17 protein-coding genes, 1 tRNA gene, 2 rRNA genes and 2 pseudogenes are annotated in these 21,554 nt (G+C 57.3%); 16 read left to right on the top strand and 6 right to left on the bottom strand.

Annotated elements, in window-relative coordinates; translation table 11 throughout:
- The first annotated feature begins 398 nt into the window (after positions 1–398).
- The 10 genes from QE453_RS06215 (at position 399) to QE453_RS06260 (ending at position 10,326) form a co-directional block, all read left to right on the top strand.
- Positions 399–3,197, top strand: a 23S ribosomal RNA gene (locus tag QE453_RS06215).
- A gap of 264 nt (positions 3,198–3,461) precedes the next feature.
- Positions 3,462–3,576, top strand: a 5S ribosomal RNA gene (gene rrf, locus QE453_RS06220).
- 219 nt (positions 3,577–3,795) lie between these two features.
- Positions 3,796–3,872 (top strand) — tRNA-Met (locus tag QE453_RS06225).
- A 493-nt stretch (positions 3,873–4,365) separates the two neighbouring features.
- Positions 4,366–4,794, top strand: coding sequence for a biotin/lipoyl-containing protein (locus tag QE453_RS06230; RefSeq protein ID WP_044459934.1), 429 nt, complete (start codon positions 4,366–4,368; stop codon positions 4,792–4,794).
- Positions 4,794–6,176, top strand: coding sequence for an acetyl/propionyl/methylcrotonyl-CoA carboxylase subunit alpha (locus QE453_RS06235; protein WP_279872974.1), 1,383 nt, complete (start codon positions 4,794–4,796; stop codon positions 6,174–6,176). The genes QE453_RS06230 and QE453_RS06235 overlap by 1 nt, the downstream gene beginning before the upstream one ends.
- On the top strand, positions 6,173–6,589 hold the full coding sequence (locus tag QE453_RS06240; protein WP_153775290.1) for an acetyl-CoA carboxylase: 417 nt from the start codon (positions 6,173–6,175) through the stop codon (positions 6,587–6,589). Before QE453_RS06235 ends, QE453_RS06240 begins: the two co-directional genes overlap by 4 nt.
- Positions 6,586–7,293, top strand: coding sequence for a 5-oxoprolinase subunit PxpB (pxpB, locus tag QE453_RS06245; RefSeq protein WP_044459725.1), 708 nt, complete (start codon positions 6,586–6,588; stop codon positions 7,291–7,293). Before QE453_RS06240 ends, pxpB begins: the two co-directional genes overlap by 4 nt.
- Positions 7,290–8,285, top strand: coding sequence for a biotin-dependent carboxyltransferase family protein (locus tag QE453_RS06250; protein ID WP_044459726.1), 996 nt, complete (start codon positions 7,290–7,292; stop codon positions 8,283–8,285). The genes pxpB and QE453_RS06250 overlap by 4 nt, the downstream gene beginning before the upstream one ends.
- 19 nt (positions 8,286–8,304) lie before the next feature.
- Entirely contained in the window at positions 8,305–9,072 is a 768-nt protein-coding gene (locus QE453_RS06255) for a 5-oxoprolinase subunit PxpA (RefSeq protein ID WP_279873092.1), read from the top strand.
- A 48-nt stretch (positions 9,073–9,120) separates the two neighbouring features.
- Complete coding sequence (locus tag QE453_RS06260; RefSeq protein ID WP_004438028.1) at positions 9,121–10,326, top strand: pyridoxal phosphate-dependent aminotransferase; 1,206 nt, start codon at positions 9,121–9,123, stop codon at positions 10,324–10,326.
- Between the two features lie 44 nt (positions 10,327–10,370).
- Here QE453_RS06260 and nac read toward each other — a convergent pair whose 3' ends face one another.
- Complete coding sequence (gene nac, locus QE453_RS06265) at positions 10,371–11,276, bottom strand: nitrogen assimilation transcriptional regulator NAC (RefSeq protein WP_004438029.1); 906 nt, start codon at positions 11,274–11,276, stop codon at positions 10,371–10,373.
- 227 nt (positions 11,277–11,503) lie between these two features.
- On the opposite strand from nac, the gene QE453_RS06270 reads away from it, so the two are divergent.
- From QE453_RS06270 to QE453_RS06295, 6 genes and pseudogenes are all read left to right on the top strand, one after another.
- Positions 11,504–12,283, top strand: a complete 780-nt coding sequence (locus QE453_RS06270; RefSeq protein WP_279872966.1) for an SDR family oxidoreductase — start codon at positions 11,504–11,506, stop codon at positions 12,281–12,283.
- Positions 12,280–12,987 carry an amino acid ABC transporter permease gene (locus QE453_RS06275; RefSeq protein ID WP_004438031.1) on the top strand — a complete coding sequence of 236 codons (708 nt, stop codon included), beginning with the start codon at positions 12,280–12,282 and terminating at the stop codon, positions 12,985–12,987. Before QE453_RS06270 ends, QE453_RS06275 begins: the two co-directional genes overlap by 4 nt.
- Positions 12,984–13,743: pseudogene (locus QE453_RS06280) on the top strand (amino acid ABC transporter permease). The gene QE453_RS06275 and the pseudogene QE453_RS06280 overlap by 4 nt, the downstream one beginning before the upstream one ends.
- The gene (locus QE453_RS06285; RefSeq protein ID WP_022563508.1) at positions 13,740–14,501 is read left to right on the top strand and encodes an amino acid ABC transporter ATP-binding protein; all 762 of its coding nucleotides are present in this window, start codon (positions 13,740–13,742) and stop codon (positions 14,499–14,501) included. Before QE453_RS06280 ends, QE453_RS06285 begins: the two are co-directional and overlap by 4 nt.
- Positions 14,502–14,532: 31 nt before the next feature.
- Complete coding sequence (locus QE453_RS06290; RefSeq protein ID WP_004438038.1) at positions 14,533–15,369, top strand: ABC transporter substrate-binding protein; 837 nt, start codon at positions 14,533–14,535, stop codon at positions 15,367–15,369.
- A 99-nt stretch (positions 15,370–15,468) separates the two neighbouring features.
- A complete protein-coding gene (locus QE453_RS06295) occupies positions 15,469–16,143 on the top strand; it encodes a 4-carboxy-4-hydroxy-2-oxoadipate aldolase/oxaloacetate decarboxylase (protein ID WP_004438040.1) in 675 nt (224 codons plus the stop codon).
- Positions 16,144–16,405: 262 nt separating this feature from the next.
- Here QE453_RS06295 and QE453_RS06300 read toward each other — a convergent pair.
- The 5 genes and pseudogenes from QE453_RS06300 to QE453_RS06320 all read right to left on the bottom strand — a co-directional run bounded on the left by QE453_RS06300 (position 16,406) and on the right by QE453_RS06320 (position 21,506).
- Positions 16,406–17,456 (bottom strand): annotated as a pseudogene (locus QE453_RS06300) (ABC transporter ATP-binding protein).
- Complete coding sequence (locus QE453_RS06305; protein WP_004438046.1) at positions 17,456–18,502, bottom strand: NAD(P)-dependent alcohol dehydrogenase; 1,047 nt, start codon at positions 18,500–18,502, stop codon at positions 17,456–17,458. Before QE453_RS06305 ends, QE453_RS06300 begins: the two are co-directional and overlap by 1 nt.
- A gap of 7 nt (positions 18,503–18,509) precedes the next feature.
- Complete coding sequence (locus tag QE453_RS06310) at positions 18,510–19,328, bottom strand: carbohydrate ABC transporter permease (protein ID WP_006698723.1); 819 nt, start codon at positions 19,326–19,328, stop codon at positions 18,510–18,512.
- Positions 19,325–20,188 (bottom strand): carbohydrate ABC transporter permease, encoded by an 864-nt coding sequence (locus QE453_RS06315; RefSeq protein ID WP_004438055.1) that lies wholly within the window; start codon positions 20,186–20,188, stop codon positions 19,325–19,327. Before QE453_RS06315 ends, QE453_RS06310 begins: the two co-directional genes overlap by 4 nt.
- Before the next feature lie 67 nt (positions 20,189–20,255).
- Positions 20,256–21,506, bottom strand: coding sequence for a sugar ABC transporter substrate-binding protein (locus QE453_RS06320; RefSeq protein WP_004438056.1), 1,251 nt, complete (start codon positions 21,504–21,506; stop codon positions 20,256–20,258).
- Positions 21,507–21,554: the final 48 nt, after the last annotated feature.

Below are 21,554 nucleotides of genomic sequence, written 5' to 3' on the forward strand. Positions count from 1 at the left end.
ATTGTGAAGAGAAGATATGTCTGGAAGCTTCCAGGTGTTTTGAGCCCTTGTGGTTTGAAACGTCCGAGCCCAGTCCCTGTGAAACCTTGAGATGGCTTAGTCGGCCGGAATTGGTGGAGGGATTGGAGGTAGGTAGGAAAGCTTGTCCGAGGCATTTTTGTTGTTTGAAGGTTTAGGCCTTCATCTGATGGGAATGCTGGATTGATGTTGCCTGACCGCGCATCACCGGATGATATCTCGAGAAGCTGGTCTTAATGGTATGGCTTCGAGGTGCACCGGCGTGCCCTCAATGAAGACCATACCGACACGTCGATGTCATCAGGAAGGACTTGATTGTAAAAGGTAATCAGGTTGCCGTTCCTTTGGAACGGCTATGGATGAGCATAGACAATGAGAACGAAGAAGTGAATTAAGGGCATTTGGTGGATGCCTTGGCATGCACAGGCGAAGAAGGACGTGATACGCTGCGAAAAGCCGTGGGGAGCTGCGAATAAGCTTTGATCCATGGATCTCCGAATGGGGCAACCCACCTTAAATGCTTGGAAAATCCAGTCTGTTTTAACGAACGGCCTGGGTTTCCAAGCATTGTGATAAGGTATCTTACTTTCGAATACATAGGGGTAAGAAGCGAACGCAGGGAACTGAAACATCTAAGTACCTGCAGGAAAGGACATCAACCGAGACTCCGCAAGTAGTGGCGAGCGAACGCGGACCAGGCCAGTGGCAATGATGAATAAAGCGGAACGATCTGGAAAGGTCGGCCATAGAGGGTGATAGCCCCTTACGCGTAGAACAGTCATTGTCCTTGAGTAGGGCGGGACACGTGAAATCCTGTCTGAACATGGGGAGACCACTCTCCAAGCCTAAGTACTCGTGCATGACCGATAGCGAACAAGTACCGTGAGGGAAAGGTGAAAAGCACCCCGACGAGGGGAGTGAAATAGAACCTGAAACCGGATGCCTACAAACAGTCGGAGCCCGCAAGGGTGACGGCGTACCTTTTGTATAATGGGTCAACGACTTAGTGTAACTAGCAAGCTTAAGCCGGTAGGTGTAGGCGCAGCGAAAGCGAGTCTGAATAGGGCGATTGAGTTAGTTGCATTAGACCCGAAACCGAGTGATCTAGCCATGAGCAGGCTGAAGGTTGGGTAACACCAACTGGAGGGCCGAACCCATAACTGTTGCAATAGTTCGGGATGACTTGTGGCTAGGGGTGAAAGGCCAATCAAACTCGGAAATAGCTGGTTCTCCGCGAAATCTATTTAGGTAGAGCGTCGACCGAATACCCTCGGGGGTAGAGCACTGGATGGGCTATGGGGACTCACCGTCTTACTGATCCTAACCAAACTCCGAATACCGAGGAGTACTAGTCGGCAGACACACGGCGGGTGCTAACGTCCGTCGTGAAAAGGGCAACAACCCTGACCTCCAGCTAAGGTCCCCAAGTCATGGCTAAGTGGGAAAGGATGTGAGGATCCCAAAACAACCAGGATGTTGGCTTAGAAGCAGCCATCATTTAAAGAAAGCGTAACAGCTCACTGGTCTAAATAAGGGTCTTTGCGCCGAAAATGTAACGGGGCTAAAGCCATGCACCGAAGCTGAGGATTTGCAGCAATGCAAGTGGTAGCGGAGCGTTCCGTAAGTCTGTGAAGGCGGACCCGTGAGGGCTGCTGGAGATATCGGAAGTGCGAATGTTGACATGAGTAACGATAAAGGGAGTGAGAGACTCCCTCGCCGAAAGACCAAGGGTTCCTGCTTAAAGTTAATCTGAGCAGGGTTAGCCGGCCCCTAAGACGAGGCGGACACGCGTAGTCGATGGGAACCACGTTAATATTCGTGGGCCTGGTGGTAGTGACGGATCTCGTGTGTTGTTCAACCTTATTGGATTGGTTGGGCGGCGAAGAGGTTCCAGGAAATAGCTCCACCGTATAGACCGTACCCGAAACCGACACAGGTGGTCAGGTAGAGTATACCAAGGCGCTTGAGAGAACTATGTTGAAGGAACTCGGCAAATTGCACGCGTAACTTCGGAAGAAGCGTGACCCTTTTGTACGCAAGTATGATGGGGTGGCACAGACCAGGGGGTAGCGACTGTTTATCAAAAACACAGGGCTCTGCGAAGTAGCAATACGACGTATAGGGTCTGACGCCTGCCCGGTGCTGGAAGGTTAAAGGGAGGGGTGCAAGCTCTGAACTGAAGCCCCAGTAAACGGCGGCCGTAACTATAACGGTCCTAAGGTAGCGAAATTCCTTGTCGGGTAAGTTCCGACCTGCACGAATGGCGTAACGACTTCCCCGCTGTCTCCAACATAGACTCAGTGAAATTGAATTCCCCGTGAAGATGCGGGGTTCCTGCGGTCAGACGGAAAGACCCCGTGCACCTTTACTATAGCTTTACACTGGCATTCGCCAAGGCATGTGTAGGATAGGTGGTAGGCTTTGAAGCAGGGACGCCAGTTTCTGTGGAGCCATCCTTGAAATACCACCCTTATCTTCGTGGATGTCTAACCGCGGTCCGTTATCCGGATCCGGGACAGTGTATGGTGGGTAGTTTGACTGGGGCGGTCGCCTCCGAAAGAGTAACGGAGGCGCGCGATGGTTAGCTCAGACCGGTCGGAAATCGGTCGTCGAGTGCAATGGCATAAGCTAGCCTGACTGCGAGACTGACAAGTCGAGCAGAGACGAAAGTCGGTCATAGTGATCCGGTGGTCCCGTGTGGAAGGGCCATCGCTCAACGGATAAAAGGTACGCCGGGGATAACAGGCTGATGACCCCCAAGAGTCCATATCGACGGGGTTGTTTGGCACCTCGATGTCGACTCATCGCATCCTGGGGCTGGAGCAGGTCCCAAGGGTATGGCTGTTCGCCATTTAAAGCGGTACGTGAGTTGGGTTCAGAACGTCGTGAGACAGTTCGGTCCCTATCTGCCGTGGGTGTAGGAATATTGACAGGATCTGTCCCTAGTACGAGAGGACCGGGATGGACGTATCTCTGGTGGATCTGTTGTCCTGCCAAGGGCATAGCAGAGTAGCTATATACGGAATGGATAACCGCTGAAGGCATCTAAGCGGGAAACCAACCTGAAAACGAGTGTTCCCTATCAGAGCCGTGGAAGACGACCACGTTGATAGGACGGGTGTGGAAGCACAGCAATGTGTGAAGCTTACCGTTACTAATAGCTCGATCGACTTCTTCGTTCCCATTGTTCATGCTCATCAAGCGGAGCTTGATGATCTGTTCTGTCTTCACGCTGACGTGGCCTTCGGCCACTACGCTGCAGACGGCGCGCCAAACGATTGGCGACGGACTAGCGTCCTGTATGGGCGCCACGCTCGACCTCGAGCAAGGCAACATACGGATAAGTCACAGAAACGACGTGTAAATTAAACAGAGCCTTGAGCTCTCCAGCTTCTCGAAAACAACGTTCATGTGAAAACATGAACAATGTTGCGTTTTGCCGACCTGGTGGTTATCGCGGGGCGGCTGCACCCGTTCCCATTCCGAACACGGCCGTGAAACGCCCCAGCGCCAATGGTACTTCGTCTCAAGACGCGGGAGAGTAGGTCGCTGCCAGGTCTGCAAAACGCATCAAAATCTTCTCATCACATCCCTCGGCCCAGCCGAAAAAAAAGGGCCGCCAAAAGCGGCCTTTTGCAGTTTAAGACAAAACTTAAGGAAAACGCCAAGTGCGTCCCTTACAGGAGATAAATTGCTCCGCAATTTACTCCGGCAAAGATCCGTCGTCGCTAAAGCAACGACGTAACCGCGACATTCGGCCTTGCCGAATGCGCTGGACGCGGGGTGGAGCAGCCCGGTAGCTCGTCAGGCTCATAACCTGAAGGCCGCAGGTTCAAATCCTGCCCCCGCAACCAAAACAACAATCCAAAACAAAACAGATAAAGCATAGTCTCACTGCATCCGGAAAGTGGATGCAGTCGGCCGAATGGTCCGGCATGCCTGTGCGCGCGACCAGGTTAATATCAAGACGCTGGCGAGTCCGGAATGGGACGAGCGGATGTCAGATGAGTAGGCGGCAGCGGGCGAGATGGTGCATTAAGTAGGACTTGAATTGTTTACGGCAAGCAATCCGGCCGGTCTCCCGCGTCAATCCTTAAAAAGCGCGGGTCTTCCGAAATTTTGACCGGGACAGCGGCTCCGCTCTGCAACCCGCAATGATTCAGACCTCTGTCGCCTTCGCGGTGGACTACGATCCAACTCGAACAGCGACGTGGAATTCCTGTCACCCATCAAAAATTCCTTTGACCCCATCGGTGTATCCTTCGCGTAAGTTGGCATGTGTGCCGATGACGACCCGCCATGCCCGGTGGTTCGATCAAGCGGCTCCCAACGCTGTTGAGTATGATAATGGACCTGCCAAAAATAAAAACATTGATCGATTTTGTTGGAAAGTCGCCCGTTAGTAGTCTGTTCGTGACAGAAGACGGTGTCACGGTGCGCATATTTAAAACGGTAGGTGACGTCGCTGAAGCGACGCCAGAAAGACAGAACGAGGACGTGCAACCGTCTATCGCGCAGATGTTGGAAGAACGTACCGTTCGGGGCAGGGCAATCCGCGCGCCGGTTTTTGGCATTCTCCACCGCGCTCCCGCTCCAGGCGAAGGTCCCTTTGTGGAACATGACGACACGGTGGAAGAGGGACAGACACTTTTCATTATCGAAGCGATGAAAGTCTTCAATAAGATTGCTGCGCCATGCGCGGGCCGCGTTACTTACCTTACTGCCACGGATGGTGGCGAGGTAGACGTAGATGAACTTCTGGCGGAGATCGCCTGATGCGCGAGCATTCTGCCGTTCCCCGCCCGCTCTTCGATACAGTACTCATTGCCAATCGTGGGGAGATAGCCGTTCGGATTCGCCGAGCCTGCCACGCCTTGGGTTTAAAGACAGTCACAGTTTGCTCGGAAGCGGACAGGAACGCCTCCTGTAGCCAGACGGAAGACGGTTTTCTGTGTATCGGCCCGGCCAATGCGAGCAAGAGCTATCTCAATAGGGACGCGATCCTCCTCGCGGCCCGCCTTACCGGCGCGGACGCGATTCATCCCGGCTATGGATTTCTCTCTGAAAACGCCGCTTTCTCGCGGGCCGTCGAGAATGCGGGAATGGTCTTCATTGGCCCCGATGAATGCGCCATTGCGACGATGGGAGACAAGATTGCCGCAAAGCGTGCAATGATCGCTGCAGGCGTTCCCTGTGTGCCCGGCCCTGACGCGGCTTTGCCCGATGACGGTGAGCTTGTTTCCCAGATTGCTGCGGATATCGGCTACCCGGTCATCATCAAGGCCGCTGGTGGCGGCGGCGGGCGGGGAATGCGTGTGGTACATGGCCCAAGTGAGTTGAATGAGGCGTTCACCGTCACACGCGAAGAGGCGCGGCAGGCGTTCGGTAATGCCGACCTCTATATGGAAAAATTCCTCCTGCATCCGCGACATATCGAAATCCAGGTATTGTGCGACAGGTATGGTAACGCTGTATGGCTCGGCCATCGCGACTGCTCCATGCAACGCCGCCATCAGAAGGTGGTGGAGGAGGCGCCTGCGCCGGGCATCACCGCGGAGATCGTCGAGCCCGTCGGGCTCGCTTGCGTGAAAGCCTGTCGACAAATTGGCTATCGCGGGGTCGGCACCTTCGAGTTTCTTTACGAAGATGGCAAGTTCTACTTTATCGAGATGAATACGCGCCTTCAGGTCGAGCATCCCGTCACTGAGATGACGAGCGGCATCGATATCGTGCAGGCGCAGATTAGGTCCGCGCAGGATGAGCGGCTACCGCTGCGCCAGATAGATATAGTTTGCGAAGGGCACTCCTTCGAGTGCCGTATCAACGCGGAGGACCCAAAGACAGCTCTCCCTTCCGCCGGTGTGATCACCGATCTTTCGTGGCCCGAAGGGGACGGCGTCAGGGTCGATACACACATCCACAGCGGCTACCGGGTCTCGCCCTATTACGACTCTCTCATCGCAAAACTGATCGTGCATGCACCGAGCCGCGCCGAGGCCATGGCGAAGATGAGGCATGCGCTGGCCGAGACGCGCCTGGACGGTATCTCCAGCAATCTAGCTCTTCTTCAATCCCTCTTTCAGGATCCCGGTTTTTCAGAAGGGGAAACGGACATTCATTATCTTGAGCAATGGCTTGAAGCCTGGAGCGCATCATGAGCAAGCTTGATTTTACCGATCCGGCTGTTCTGGCGGCGCTGACCGAGATGCTGGCGGATGCCAGGGTAGACGGCTTGGAAATCAGCGCTCCCGGCTGCGAAATTCGCCTTGTCGTTTCTTCATGCGGCAAGGCGGCAAAGTCTTCAGCGACGTTGCCTTCACAGAAAACCGAACCATCCAGAGCCGTCGTCAAAGCTCCGATTGCCGGCCATTTTCACGCATCTGAAGCCGATGGCGAAGATCCATTTATATCCAACAAAAAAATCGGCCAGGCGTTGGGCTCGGTCCGCATTGGCCACATCCTTGTTCCCGTTACCACCGGTCGGGCTGGTACCGTAACCCGTCAGCTTGCGGAGCATGGTGCGCTCGTGGGCTTCGGAGACCCCCTTTTCGAAATTGAGCTTCAGTCATGAGCGTTCCATCACACAACCTCTCGTCGCGCCATGAGGTTCGGCCCCTTGCAGCGGGACAGGCCAGGATTTCGTTTATCGGCTCGCGGGCTTTTCTTCTCGAGGCGCCGGGTGAATTCGACCTGCCTGCGCAGCGTTTGATCTGGGCGTTGTCCCGGGTGGTGGGCGTCTGGCCTGAGGTGGCTGAGGTCATTCCAGGCATGACCAACCTGTTGACCATTCTAGAGGACACACCCGAAAATCCGCAGGCCATTGTAGAGCGCCTCCTCGATGCGTGGGACAATGCGACAGCTCTCGATCTCGCGGGTAAAACGCACGAGATTCCCGTTCATTATGGCGGGGAACATGCGACCGACCTCGCGGCCCTCTGCGATTTTTCAGGGTTAAGTGACCGGGAGGTCGTCCGCATTCATCATCAGGCTACGTATCGCGTCTTCGCGCTGGGGAGCGCTCCGGGTTTTGGTTATCTCCATGGTCTGGACGCCCGGATCTACATGCCGCGAAAGACGGTGCCATCAATCAGAATGGAAAAGGGCTGCGTCACGATAGGGGGCATGCAGACCGGGGTGGCAATGCTGACGGGTCCCAATGGCTGGAATTCCATTGGTTATGCCGACTTGCAGATGTTCGATCCGGCTTCGGCAACCCCGGCACTGCTCGCCCCTGGCGATATTGTTCGCTTCATTCCTGAAAGGATCGAGCTATGATGGAGATTGTCGAGACAGGTCCCTTCAACACCGTACAGGATCTCGGCCGCCCCGGCTTTCGGGATATCGGCGTTTCGGCTGGCGGCGCGATGGATCCGCTCGCTGCCAGCATCGGTAACATCCTCGTTGGCAATCCGGCTGGCTCCGCCACCGTCGAGGTGCAGACTTTTCCGTTCAAGCTGCGCTTTACAGTACCGAGCGTATTCGCGGTCACCGGGGCAGACGGTGTTTATCTGCTTAACGGAAAAGAGCAGTTGTCCTGGTCTGCCCGGCAGGCCCATGGAGGAGACGTTCTGGAACTGCGCCACCCTCCGAAGATGGCGCGTGCCTACATCGCCTTCGCAGGTGGCGTGGACGTGCCGCTGTTGATGGGGTCGCGCAGCACTGCCTTGCGGGGCAACTTCGGCGGTGTCGAAGGCAGATCGTTGACCACGGGCGACATTCTGCTGTTGGGCGCGGACGGGGACGGGCTGCCCCTGCCCACGGATGGACTTGCTGCGGTGACGCCCTTGCGGGCAATGGCAGATGCCTTTCCCCCTGTCCTCGAAGGTGTGCTGCAGGTCCGTGCCATCCCCGCCGGCGAGCACCATCTTTTTGGCGAAGACGCAGAGGCCTTCTGGGGCCGGGAATGGCGTATTTCCTCACGGAGCGATCGTACCGGCTATCGGCTAACCGGCGACCCGATTAAGCCCGTTATGACGGTGGAAATGCGCTCGCATGGTGTGGTGCCCGGTGTCGTTCAGGTTCCACCTGGCGGTGAGCCGATCATCCAGATGAGTGACGCGAATACTGCCGGTGGCTACCCGAAAATCGCCGGTGTGATCGAGGCAGATCTCTGGCGGCTTGGGCAGGCGCGGCCCGGCGCGACGATCAGATTTGTCAGGTCGAGCCATGACGAAGCGCGCAGGGTGGAGAAGGCGGTTGCCGCGTATATCGAGGATATCAGGCAAACTGCGCCGATGGTGAAGCGTGCCTTGAAAGCGATGGCCTGACGAAATCGGAGAAACCATGATGAAGATCGATCTCAATTCGGATATGGGCGAAGGTTTTGGACCCTACCGGCTGTGCGATGATGAGGCGATGATGAAGCTGGTTTCATCGGCAAATATCGCCTGCGGCTTTCACGCAGGCGACCACGATACCATGGCGCGGATGGTTCGACTGGCGAAGGCGAACGGCGTCGGTATCGGTGCGCATCCGGGCTTGCCCGACAGGGCCGGCTTCGGCCGGCGCGAAATCTCTTTCCAGGCGGATGAGCTGCGTCAGCAGATGCTTTACCAGCTTGGCGCGCTCATTGCTATTGCGCGGGGCGAGGGCATGACCGTTGGTCATCTCAGTTTCCATGCGGCAATGGGAAACATGGTCAATCGTGACCCGGTGCTGGCGGATGTGATGATGAGTGCGGTTTTTTCAGTAGACCCGAAGCTCGTGGTGTTCGTAACGCCGGGAAGCGAAATCGATCGCGCTGCCAGGCGCACCGGTCTGAAGACGCTTGCGTTATTTCTTGCTGACCGTGCCTATGACGCCAAAGGCGGCCTCGTCGCGCGCGGGCTTCCTGGTGCTCTCGTGAAGGATGAGGTTTCGGTGCGTACCCGCGTTCGGCGTTTCCTGAAAGAGCGGACCGTCGAAACAATCGACGGCGCAATCATCCCCATGCCCGCCCGCTCTATTCTTGTCCATAGCGACACGCCGGGTTCGCTGGAGCTTGCAGGTATTGTGCGCAGCGAAATCCTCGCCTCTGGCGCCATTCTCGCGCCAGCCTCCGAACTTGCATCCTAATGGGCTCTACGTGGCCCCGGTTCCATATCCCAGTGAAAGATCACCCTGATGCCCTCTACAGCCGATCGACTGAAAAACGTTTCCGTTTCCGCCTCCGCCGCCATGACGCAGCGCGCCAGAGAACTATCGGCGCAGGGTATAAAGGTGGTCAGCCTTTCCTCCGGCGAGCCTGATTTTCCGACGCCCGCACACGCAGTCGAGGCGGCGCATGAGGCCGCACTGAGTGGGCAGACAAAATACCCGCCAATGGACGGTACACCGCAGCTGAAGGCTGCGATTGCCCGCAAGTTCAAGCGCGACAACAACCTTATCTATGATGCCAGCCAGATCATTGTATCGGGCGGCGGTAAGCAGGTGATTTTTAATGCGATGTTGGCAACCTGCAATCCCGGCGACGAGGTTGTCATCCCAAGCCCGTCATGGGTCAGCTACGCGGACATCGTCAAATTTGCAGGCGGCGTGCCGGTGGCCGTTCCCTGTGTCGAGGCAACGGGTTTCAAGCTTCGTCCGGAGGATCTGGAAGCCGCGATCACTCCCCGGACCAAATGGCTCCTCCTGAACTTTCCGAACAATCCGACGGGTGCGGCCTGCTCCCGGCGCGAGATGGCGGCGATTGCCGATGTGATGTTGCGGCATCCGCATGTCTGGATATTGACTGACGACATCTACGAGCATCTTGTCTATGACGGGTTTGAGTTCGGTACCATCGCCGATGTAGAGCCCCGCCTTTACGATCGTGTTCTGACGATGAACGGTGTTTCTAAAGCCTATGCGATGACCGGCTGGCGGCTGGGCTATTGCGCCAGCGGCTCCAGGGAGCTGATTTCGGCGATCAGCAATGTCAACGGGCAGAATAGCGGCGGTATCGCGACCGTTTCGCAGGCTGCGGCTATTGCCGCACTGGACGGCCCGCAGGATCTGCTGAAGGAACGCGCTGCCATCTATAGTGAACGCCGTGACTTCGTGTTGAGCAACCTGGCGGCGATTGACGGTCTCCGGTGCCACAGGCCGGAAGGCGCCTTTTATCTTTATCCGAACATGGCCGGCCTCATCGGCAAGACCACAAAGGGTGGCCGAAAGATTGAAAGCGATGTCGATTTCGTCATGGCACTGGTTGATGAACACCACGTTGCCACTGTCCAGGGGGCGGCTTACGGCATGAGCCCGTATTTCCGCATCTCCTATGCAACGAGCATGGATATGCTGAAGGAGGGATGTGCCCGCATTGCGCAGTTTTGCCACGACATGCGGTAATCACGATGCCGTTGCCCCGCTCTGCGGGGCAACGAGCCCGGCGGTCAGAGCTTCAGTTTCTCCGCCAGTTCCATCAATATATCCTTCACGGCGAAGGCGGGCTCCGACAGCGAGGTCTGGTCGGACATGCAGAGCGACAATGTCTCTTCGATCCGCGGTGATAATGGCCGGCAGACGATCGGTTGATTGCTTTCGGAAACAATCCGATCGGCAATCGCCTTGGGCATGATGCTTGCGCCTAGACCCATGGCGACAGCCTGGACCAGCGTCCTCACCGTTTCGATTTCGGCGACGACCTTGAGATTGATCCTGCTTCGTGTGAACGAAGTTTCCACGGCGCGACGGACGAAATTGTAGATCGGTGGCATCAGCATCGGCATACCGTCCAGCGATGCGATGGGCACCGGCTTTGCATCGGCATCGAATCCAAAATCGCGATGGGCGACCAGAAAGAACTCTTCGGTGAGAAGGGGCTGGAACTTTACCCCCTTGATGGGCCCTGTTCCGTGGATTAACGCCAATTCCAGGCGGCCGTTCATGATCATTTGGCTATATGCCTGCCCGACGCTTTCCGTCAGGTGGATGAGGATGCCCGGATGCCGCTTCCGGGTCTCGGCGAGCAGGTCAATTGAAAGGGTTGCTGCGCTGCTGAAAGGCACGAGACCTACGGAGACGCGTCCGGCAATCGAGGTGCCGGCCGCCGCGGCGTCAGCCTGTGCCTGTTCCATCTGGCGCAGAATGATTTGTGCATGTCGATACACGGCCTGACCCGCATCCGTCATGGTGACGCCCTGTTGGCTGCGGATCAGCAGTTTCTGGCCGAAGTGATCCTCCAGCGCTGCAAGCTGCTGGCTAAGTGCCGGTTGGGCGAGATGCAAGATGTCGGCCGCCCGGGTGATGCTGCCGCTATCAACGATTACGATGAAGGATTTTAAGCGTCTGATGTCCATGCTGATGCGACTGTATTGTTGTCGAAGCAGCTTACATCCAATCCCCTGATTTGCAATGTGGCCACGGCCTCGGAGGAAAGAGCGCAGACTCCGGGATCGTTGTTATATTTCAAACAGGAAGGCCTCTCAGACACTCCATAAAACTTGCTTATTACCTCAAAAGTAATCGGTCTTAGGCAAGCACAAAAAGCTTCGCTAATGTCCATGACAACAAAAAGGGGATCATAATGCCTTTCTCCGACTACAAGACCGCACTCATCACGGGCGCTTCTTCCGGTATCGGCGCCGCAGTCGTTGAACGACTTCGCAGGGAAAATATCGAAGTTCACGCGGTTGCCCGCAGCGCCGCTGCTCTCCACGATCTGGCAAAGCGCACTGGCTGTGTAGCGCACGCCATCGACGTCACCGACCGCGCCGCCATTAGCGCGCTTGTCGATACCATGCAGTTTGACATTCTGGTCAACAATGCCGGTGTCGATCGGCCCAAAAAATTTCTTCAGGCCGACGCCGAAGATATCGATCTCCTTGTCGATGTAAACCTTCGTGCCGTCCTGCATCTTTGCCGGCTGGTGGTGCCCGGCATGGTGGAGCGTGACCGCGGGCACGTCATCAATATTTCCTCGATTGCCGGAAACTACAATTTCGGCGGCAATTCCACCTATCATGCGGTGAAGGCGGGTGTTGCCATGTTGTCGAACCAGTTGCGGATCGACGCATTCGGCAAACGCGTCCGTGTAACAGAAGTCTGCCCCGGCCGCGTTGCGACAGATATCTTCAATCATGTCCATGGCGACGACCCGAGCGTGCGTGAACGCTTCATCGACGGTTTCGAACTGCCAAAGCCGGAAGACATTGCGGATGCGATTGCTTTTGCTATCGCCGCACCGGTTGCCGTCAATATCGGCCATATGGAAATCACGCCCACCCTGCAGGTGATGGGCGGTCTGCAGACGGCCAGACCGCAGGACGTCAATGAAGCCTGCAACGCCGGGGAGCAAAAGCCGTGAACGGCTTTGATCTTTCGGCAATACTCAGCAATCCCGAATATCTGGGAATGCTGGCGCACGGTCTTGAGATGACGTTTGTCATCTTCTTTGGGTCGTGGTCGCTGGCCATGGCCCTGGCGCTTATTCTCCTGTGCATCCGGTTCTCACCCTTCCGTTTCGGTGACCGCCTCGTGGCGGCTTATGTGTCGTATCACCGCAATGTCCCGACGCTGGTGCAGCTCATGCTGTGGTACTTCGGCATATTCACCCTGCTCCCGTCGGGTCTATCGAACTGGCTAATAAATCATAATGCAGAGTCGATTTTTGCGGTTGTGGGACTTGGCCTCTGTCAGGCCGCTTACTTCAGCGAAGATTTGCGTTCCGGCCTCCGCTCTGTCGGCCCCGGCCAGATGGAGGCAGCAAAAGCGCTCGGCCACAGCTATCTGTCTGCGATGCGTTTCGTCATCATGCCGCAAGGGGTGCGGAATGCCTTGCCACCCCTTATCAATCATAGCGTCTCGCTTTTCAAGAACAGCAGTCTGGCATTGGTGATCGGTGCGTCTGAACTGACCCACGCCATCAAGGAAATCGAAAATCTCAGTTTCCAGACGTTCGAGATCTACCTCGTCGGGACGGTGCTCTACCTTGCGATTTCACTGCTCATCATGGCGGCCGGCGCTTATCTTTCCATGCGGCTCGATCCCGCGACGAGGGCCCGCGCATGATCGGCGACATCATTACCATTATTCAAGATCATTGGTTTGCTGCTGCTGATCGGCCAGTATCCTAACGGTCCGCTGGGCGGTCTTGCGAATACGGTCATCCTGTCGGCGCTTGCCATCGTCCTGGCGTTCCCCGTCAGCATTCTCATGGCGCTTGCGCGTCTGACCAAATGGCGTCTGTTGCGGTGGCCGGTCACGGCGCTCGTTTACGTTACCCGCGGCGTACCGCTGCTGATGCTCATCCTGTGGACCTACTTCCTTATTCCGCTTTGGACCGGGGCGGACGTGCCAAGCTTCATGATCATGCTGGTGACGCTGGTCGTCTATCAGGGAGCGTTCCTCAGTGAGGTCGTAAGAGCAGGGATCATAGCCGTGGGGGAAGGCCAGTTGGATGCCGCAAGAGCCCTCGGCCACAGTTATATGGGCGCGATGCGCTTCATCATTCTGCCGCAGGCGCTGTACAACATGATCCCGAGCATGATTTCCACCTTCGTCGCGACAATCAAAGACACGACGCTGGGTTACGTCATCAATGTGCCAGACCTGACGTTCGCGGCAAGCCAGGTGAACAACCAGCTTCTCACGCAGCCATTCCAGGTCTTCCTGATCCTCGCCGTCGTTTATTACGCGATCTGCTGGAGCCTCACCTATCTCGCCAATTCGGTCGAACGCCGCATCGCCAGACGCCGCGCCGGCGTCGTGGCCCGCACGCAACAGGCAGCAATGGCTCAAGCCAAAATCATCACGGAGCAGCCATGACCACGTCAGCATCCTCGACACAGCAGACGATCCGCATTGCTAATGTCTGCAAAAGCTATGGCGACTATCAGGTTTTGAAGAATATCGACGCCGACGTCGCTCGGGGCGAAGTTGTCGTTATCTGCGGCCCGTCCGGTTCCGGCAAATCCACGCTGATCCGCACGGTCAACCGGTTGGAGGAAATCAATAGCGGTTCAATTACGCTCGATGGCCAGGATATTCACGCTGCGACGAAAACCAGGGAGCTTAATCTGCTGCGCAGCCGCGTCGGGTTCGTTTTTCAGAGTTTTAATCTGTTCCCGCATCTCTCGGTGCTGGAGAACATCACAATTTCACCCATCCGCGTCAAAGGCGTGTCGGCGGATGTTGCCCGCTCCAAGGCGTTGCAGCTTCTCGAACGCGTTGGCCTTTCCGACAAGGCGGGAGCTTACCCCGGGCAACTATCCGGCGGCCAGCAGCAGCGTGTCGCGATTGCTCGCGCTCTTGCCATGGAGCCGCCGGTGATGCTGTTCGATGAGCCCACCAGTGCACTCGACCCCGAAATGGTCGGCGAGGTACTGGCCGTCATGAAGGGCCTTGCCGCCGAAGGCATGACCATGCTGTGCGTCACCCATGAAATGGGCTTTGCGAGAGATGTCGCAGACCGCATCTGGTTCATTGATGCCGGTGAAATCCTGGAGAAGACGACGCCACAGGAGTTTTTCACCACACCACGCCATCCGCGTGCGCAGCGGTTTCTGGCCGACCTGCGCCACTGATACATAATCAACCATAAGAGGAGAACGAGACATGAACTGGAAATGCCTGACACTCACAGCGATCATCGCCGGTACGGCACTTGCCGCACCCGCGTCAGCCGACCAGCTGGACACCATCTTGAACAACAAGGTGCTGCGTTGCGCCACCTTTGCGGACGTTGTGCCCTTTGCTGCGCCCGACCCCAAAACTCGCGAAATGGCCGGATTTGATGTCGACCTCTGCAATGCGATTGCTAGAGAACTGGGCGTGAAGGCTGAAATCAAGCCGGTTTCGGTCGAGGCGCGTGTCCCAGAGGTCAAGCTCGGGCGTGTCGACATTACCGTCGCCAACCTTGCTTACACGCAAAGCCGCGCCGAGCAGATCCAGTTTAGCGATCCATATTACCTCGCCAAGGAAATGCTGATCGTTCCCGTTGACGATGCCGGACAAAAGAAGGCCGATTATGAAGGTCAGCGTGTGGCCTCGACGAAGGGCTCGACCTCGGAAATGTCGATCAAGCTCAACAAGTCGGAGCCCTTGACGTTCCAGGACACAGCCTCCGCCTACCTCGCCGTTCAGCAGGGTAAGGCACGCGGCATGGTAGCCAACACCATGACGACGACCAAGTTCGTCAACGAGTCCAAAACCAAGGGTAAGCCAATGCGCATGATCGAGGAGCCGATGTTGTATCAGCCGATCGGCATCGGTATGGCGAAGGATAATCCGAAGCTAACTGCGAAGGTCAATGAAGTGCTTCGCAAGCTGGATGCTGACGGCGAGATCAACAAGATCTGGGACAAGTGGCTCGGCCCGAATACTGAATACAAAATGGCCCGCACCGACAAGGTCGTTCCGCTGTCCGAACTGAAGTTCGATCCCATTCCCTGATCCTGCCCCGAGTTGCTCTCGGGCAAGAACTCCACCAGACGAAACATTCATTGCAGGCGGCGGGATGCTCTCGCCGCAGGCCTTACCGTGGGAGGTCTTATGATCCACATAAAAGATATAGCAGAGCGGCCGGGCAAGGCCGACATCGAAGCACTTTCGCAGTTTTCGCCAGCCACCATTCATGAGGCGCAGGGACGCAGGGGCGCGCTGTCATCGCGGCTTAAACCCGTTGATCACCGGATGAAGCTGTGCGGACCCGCATTTACGGTCAAATGCGCCCCCCGCGACAACATCATGTTGCAGCTTGCTATCAACTACGCCACACCGGGCGATATCATCGTCGTTTCCGCAGGCGAGTATGAAGAAGCCGGTTCTTTCGGCGATGTGCTTGCCAATGCCTGCCTGGCAAAGGGGATCGGCGGATTGGTTACCGACACCGGTGTCCGCGATACCCTGCAATTGAGAGAACTTGGCTTTCCGGTATTCTCGCTCAGCGTCTGCATCAAGGGAACTGTAAAGGAAACCATTGCCGCCGTGAACGACAGCATCATCGTTGGCGGTGAGATTATCAATCCCGGAGACATCATCGTCGGTGATGCCGATGGTCTCGTGGTCGTGCGTCGGGAAGACGCCCAGGAAACCGCCCGGCTATCCCGGGTTCGCGAAGATGCCGAGGCGGGCTATATCGAGGCCTACAAGCAGGGAAAATCCGTTATTGAAGTCAGTAATCTTGAGCCTGTCTTGAAGGCCAAAGGTCTTCTCGTCGATATCTGACCGGGAAGGCAACGAAAGCCACGAGTGCACCAAGCTCCAGCAACTGAACGGCGCAGGCGACCAGCGCGCCGTTTCACGTCGGAGATTCCGACGACGCTTTCGCTTTGCGCTCTTTCCGCGTCACTTCGTTGAAATCCGGGTGCTTTTCCGGCGATCGACCGACGGATGGATGGGAGAAAGTGGAACCCGATGGACCGCCTGAGCTGCATCACAGGCGTTCCATTGCGCGGCACGCCGCCATCCTGGGCCAGTCTCACCACGGTTAATTCAGTCTCAGGCCCGATCCGGGATCAAAGACGTGAATATCAGAAGAGGCGACTTCGACTCCGATTATTTCGCCAATTGCTGGTCGTATCTCGGCGGGCACGGAAATGTTGATCTCGTGGCGATCATTCTTGAGGCAGATAAGGCGTGTCTCGCCGTGGAACTCATTGCGCTCAACGGTTCCGCGAAACGCCTTGGCATCTTGGTTCAAGCGGAATGATCCCGGCCTGATTCCGACGGTGACCTCACCGGAGCGCAGACCAGCAGGGGCAGCAAACTTCACGAGATCGTCGCCGACGCCCTCCGGCGTCATCTGCAATTGCAGGAAATTCATGTTCGGAGTGCCGATGAAGCCTGCGGCAAAGATGGTTCGGGGTGTCTGGTAAATCTCTTCAGGCGTGCCCATCTGCTCGATCCGTCCGTCTTTCATGAGGACGATACGATCGGCAAGCGTCATGGCTTCGAGCTGGTCATGAGTGACGTAGATGCTCGTCGTTTTCAGGTCCCTGTGGAGCCGTGCGATCTCAACACGCAGACTGCCCCGGAGCTTGGCGTCGAGGTTCGAAAGCGGCTCGTCGAAGAGAAAAACTTCCGGCGTCTTGATCATGGCGCGGGCAAATCGCCACACGCTGTTGCTGTCCGCCCGACAGTTCCGTGGGCTTGCGCGCAAGGTAGACGCCAAGTCCCAGCGCATCGACCACGGGTGCAAGACGCTGATCGATTGCAGACTTTCCAATACCGGCCCTCTCGAGCCCGAAGGTGATGTTGTCCCGTACGCTCATATGAGGGTACAGCGCATAATTCTGAAACACCATGGCGATGCCCCGGTCGCCGGGGTCGCGGTCGTTCATCCGCTCGCCGCCTATGAGAAGATCTCCGCCGGAAATTTCCTCAAGCCCGGCAATCATCCGCAGCATGGTGGATTTCCCGCAGCCTGACGGTCCGAGAAAGACGACGAATTCGTGGTTATCGATCTTGAGGTCAAAATCCCGCATGACCTCCAGCGAACCATAGACTTTCCGGATTCCCCGGCACTCGACGGTGGCCATCAATGCGTCTCCCCATTCATCACGATCTGCAGCTTCACATCTTCAGGCCGGCCTTCGGCCGCCCTCTCGAAAGCGGCAATCGATTGATCGAAGGCATAGGTGCCGGAGACCAATGGTTTCAGGTCAACCTTGCCGGCGGCAATCAGCGCCAATGCGCGATCGAATACGTTGGCGTAGCGGAAAACCGTCTCGATACGGCATTCGCGGAAGCAGGCTGCTGCAAGGTCCACGGCGACGGGCTCCGGCGGCAGGCCGACGATAACAACCGTTCCGCCAGGGCGGACGACCTTGAAGAGATCGCGGACCGCAGCCGGCGCGCCCGAGCATTCGAAGACGATATCCGCCCCCCAACCTTCGGTTTCCTCATTGACCGTCTGAACGAGATCAACCTCCTTCAGGTTGACACCGGTTATGCCGCCATAGCTTTCGGCAAGTTTGAGCTTGGTCGCGGAAATGTCCGAAATGAACACCCGAGAGCAGCCACCGGCCAGAGCGGCGAGCGCCACCATGATGCCGATCGTCCCGCAGCCGGTAACGACCGCGGTATCGCCAGGCGTGATGTTGGCCCGGGCGGCCGCCTGCATGCCCACGGCAAATGGTTCGACCATCGCCCCTTCGGCAAAGGAGACATTGTCCGGCAGCTTGTAGGTGAAACTCGCCGGATGAACCGTTTCGGGGCAAAGCACACCGTGCACCGGTGGCGTCGCCCAGAAGGTGACAGCGGGATCAACATTGTAGAGGCCGAGTCGCGACGCGCGAGATTTCGGATCGGGAATGCCGGGCTCCATGCAGACGCGGTCGCCCGGCTTCAAATGCGTTACATTGGCTCCGGTCTCGATGACAGTCCCCGCGGCCTCGTGGCCGAGCACCATTGGTTCATTGACGACGAAGTCACCGATGCGCCCGTGCGTATAATAATGCACGTCGCTGCCGCAGACACCGACGGTATGCAGACGAATGCGAACGTCATCCGGCCCCAATTGCTGAGGAATTTCGATGTCGCGCAGGGAAAGTTCGCCGACACGTTCGAGGACAAGTGCTTTCATGGGTCAGTCAACCTTGATCAGTTTTCTTGGAAAATGCGGCATTGAGGCCACCTGCAAGCACGCCGAGCAGGATCAGTGGCGGCAGCGACAAGAGGACGACGGCAGCGTTGAGGATGCCCCACGGCACGTTCATGCCGAGCTGCGACATTTCGGACGCGATGATCGGCAGGGTCTTCGCCTTCGAGGTCGTGAGCATCATGGCAAGCAGGAACTCGTTCCATACAAGAACGAATGAGAAGGCGACCGCGCCAAAGACCTGGAAACGGGCAATTGGCAGGGCGATGCGGAAGAACGTCGCATAGGGACCAAGTCCATCCACCCGGGCAGCCTCTTCAACGTGAAGGCTGACGCGCTCAAAAGCCGGCACGGAAAGCCATATGGTTATTGAAGCGGTGACGATGAGATAGGTCACGATCAGCGACAGTCTCGTGTCGTAGAGATCAAGACCAAGCCAGATGACCAGCATGGGAATGGCGATTGCGACGGGCGGCAGGAAACGGAGCGACAGGACAAAAAACTGCGCTTCCGCCGTGATCCTGTTCTTGAATCGGGCAATCACATAGGCGGCGGGCACACCGAGTACTGCGCCGAGGACGACCGCACTCGAGCAGATGATCAACGAGTTGGTGAGCGCGCGCGCGACCGAACGGCGATTGAGCACATAGCTCATATTGTCGAGGACAGGCTGGAAGACGAGTTTGGGCGTCGATACCAGTAGGTCGGCATTGGTCTTGAAAGCGTTGAGCAGGGTCCAAAGCAGCGGCAGCACGACAAGTGCGGCGGCCAGAACCAGCAACACCCTGAGGAAGAAAGTGGAGACTTTCATCGGTTCAGCCTCTTCCACGTAAAGGTAAAGGTGACGATGGTCAGGACCATCATGATGACAGCCATGGAGGAGGCGTACGAAATCTTGCCGGCTTCGATGAAGCCCTGCGAATAGGCGTACATGTCCAGTGTCTCGGTAGAGATGCCGGGACCACCGCGCGTCATGACGTAGACGAGATCGAAGGAACGCAGGCTCTCGATAGCCTTAACGAGGAGCAGGCTGATCAAGGGCGCTTTCAGCATCGGAAGCGTTACAAAACGATGGATTTCGAAGCGGCTCGCGCGATCGATACGTGCGGCTTCCAGCGGCTGCGGCGGCAGGGATTCCAGAAGCTTCAGGATGATGACTGCAAAGAACAAACCCCACTGCCAGACATCAACGAAGGCAACGGCAAGAAGGGCGCCGAGGGGTGTCGACAGAATATCGGGCGTAATGCCGGTGAGTTCCCTGACCGGCCAGGTCAAGGCGCCGTAGAGCGGATGAAAGGCGAATTTCCAGACGAAAGCGGCGCAAACCCGTGGCAAAAGAACGGGAATGATGAAAAGCACGCAGAGAACGTTTCGTACGCGAGGGCTTGCGGCCTCGAACATCGCAATCCCGAGAGCAAGCCCGGTCACCATGGTCATTGAGACGCTGATGACCTCCCACTTGAAGGACACCCAAAGCGCGTTCAGAAAACGTGCATCTGAAAACAGCGCGGCATAATTGGCAAACCAGACGTAGTCCGCGTCGGGCGCAGACAGCGTGCGGTTTTGCAGGGAGATGTTGATGGCGTAGACCGTCGGCACGAGCGCCAGAACGATCAGGATGCTGAGAGTGGGTCCAAGAAAGACGTAAGGCAGCGAGCGGCCGCGGCGCATGGCAGGTCCTCGGGTGGGGAAAAGGGGGCGCGTCACTGGACGCGCCCGTCAGACGGCTTGGGAGGCGTCAGAGTTTGGCGGCGAAAGCTTCGAGTTCGTTGAGCGTCGCCTTGATATCGGTGCGGCTGCCGGTGATCAGCTCTTCGAGCATGATGCCCCACTGGTTGCCCAGTTCCTGCCAACGCGCATCCTGCCAGAAGGTCACGGTGGTCTTTTCACCGGTCGCGGCCATGGCATCGGCAAGGTTCTGGCCGAAGGTCTTGGCATATTCCGGGCTCTGGTAGGTGCTGGTGCGCGTCAGTTCGCCCGGCTGGCCGGCGGCGAGGCGGCGTGCTTCCTGTTCCTTGGATGTCGCCCAGGCAACGAAGAGACCGGCGCAGGCCTTCTCCTCGTCAGTCTTGTTGGCCTTGGAAGCAATCGCAAAACCATGGGCGTAACCGGCGCCGGGCAGCGGCGACGGCGGAACCGAGAATGCCACCTTGTCCGCAACCTGGCTCTGGGCCTTATCGACGGACATGCCGCCAAGAGGTGCGGATTCGATGATGATCGCCACCTTGCCGGAGCGGAAAGCGCCGGTGGACTCGTCCCAGGAGCCGGTCTGCGTGCCCGGTGCGGAATATTTGAAGAGCTCGAGATAGGTCTCGGTCGCCTTTACGGCCGCATCGGAATTGAAGGCAGGCTTGCCATCCTTGAACCACTCGCCGCCATTTGCCTTGAAGAAGGGCATCCAGCGCCAGACATTGGCGCCTGAACCGCGCTGACCGCGCAGGGCAGTGCCGTAGACGCCATTGGCCGGGTCATGCAGCTTCTTCACGGCGGCAAAATATTCGTCCCATGTCTTTGGCGGGGCGATGCCCGCCTTTTCCAGAAGGTCGGTGCGATAGACCATCAGGTCGCCGCCGCCCTGTACCGGTGCAAACCACTCCTTGCCGTCGTAGGTCGCAGCGGCGCGCATGCCTGCGTCGAAGTCCTTGTAGTCGTATTCTGCCGGGTAAAAGCCTTCGAGCGGAACGATCCACTTTGACGAGGCAAAAAGCGCCAGATTGGCTTCGTCAACGTAATAGACGTTGAAGCTACCGACTGTCGAGGCGTCGGCCTGCGACTTTGCGCGGCGATCATTCTCGTTGAGATAGCTGATCTCGAAGCCTGCGCCAGATAGTTCTTCGAACTCATCGACATATTTTTCGAGAAGGGTCAGTCCGTCGCGCGGCTGTGCCAGAACACGCACGTCGCTCGTGCATTGTGCGGCGGCAAACGCGCTGGACGCGGCAAATAGGGCAACAACCGCGCAGCCTGCGCGGAGAGCATTGAGTGTCATGATGTCCTCCCTTGGTGGCAACTCCCGTGCCATCGACGCGTCCAGATT

Origin of the sequence: Agrobacterium sp. SORGH_AS_0440, assembly GCF_031453135.1 — a bacterium.
In the GTDB taxonomy this organism is placed as follows: Bacteria; Pseudomonadota; Alphaproteobacteria; order Rhizobiales; family Rhizobiaceae; genus Agrobacterium; species Agrobacterium pusense.

Coding starts and splice junctions, on each gene's coding strand:
- QE453_RS06290 (WP_004438038.1), top strand. CDS start 14,533: ATGAACTGGAAATGCCTGACACTCACAGCGATCATCGCCGGTACGGCA.
- QE453_RS06270 (WP_279872966.1), top strand. CDS start 11,504: ATGCCTTTCTCCGACTACAAGACCGCACTCATCACGGGCGCTTCTTCC.
- QE453_RS06310 (WP_006698723.1), bottom strand. CDS start 19,328: ATGAAAGTCTCCACTTTCTTCCTCAGGGTGTTGCTGGTTCTGGCCGCC.
- QE453_RS06240 (WP_153775290.1), top strand. CDS start 6,173: ATGAGCAAGCTTGATTTTACCGATCCGGCTGTTCTGGCGGCGCTGACC.
- QE453_RS06260 (WP_004438028.1), top strand. CDS start 9,121: ATGCCCTCTACAGCCGATCGACTGAAAAACGTTTCCGTTTCCGCCTCC.
- pxpB (WP_044459725.1), top strand. CDS start 6,586: ATGAGCGTTCCATCACACAACCTCTCGTCGCGCCATGAGGTTCGGCCC.
- QE453_RS06255 (WP_279873092.1), top strand. CDS start 8,305: ATGAAGATCGATCTCAATTCGGATATGGGCGAAGGTTTTGGACCCTAC.
- QE453_RS06250 (WP_044459726.1), top strand. CDS start 7,290: ATGATGGAGATTGTCGAGACAGGTCCCTTCAACACCGTACAGGATCTC.
- QE453_RS06235 (WP_279872974.1), top strand. CDS start 4,794: ATGCGCGAGCATTCTGCCGTTCCCCGCCCGCTCTTCGATACAGTACTC.
- QE453_RS06285 (WP_022563508.1), top strand. CDS start 13,740: ATGACCACGTCAGCATCCTCGACACAGCAGACGATCCGCATTGCTAAT.
- QE453_RS06320 (WP_004438056.1), bottom strand. CDS start 21,506: ATGACACTCAATGCTCTCCGCGCAGGCTGCGCGGTTGTTGCCCTATTT.
- QE453_RS06230 (WP_044459934.1), top strand. CDS start 4,366: ATGGACCTGCCAAAAATAAAAACATTGATCGATTTTGTTGGAAAGTCG.
- QE453_RS06315 (WP_004438055.1), bottom strand. CDS start 20,188: ATGCGCCGCGGCCGCTCGCTGCCTTACGTCTTTCTTGGACCCACTCTC.
- QE453_RS06305 (WP_004438046.1), bottom strand. CDS start 18,502: ATGAAAGCACTTGTCCTCGAACGTGTCGGCGAACTTTCCCTGCGCGAC.
- nac (WP_004438029.1), bottom strand. CDS start 11,276: ATGGACATCAGACGCTTAAAATCCTTCATCGTAATCGTTGATAGCGGC.
- QE453_RS06295 (WP_004438040.1), top strand. CDS start 15,469: ATGATCCACATAAAAGATATAGCAGAGCGGCCGGGCAAGGCCGACATC.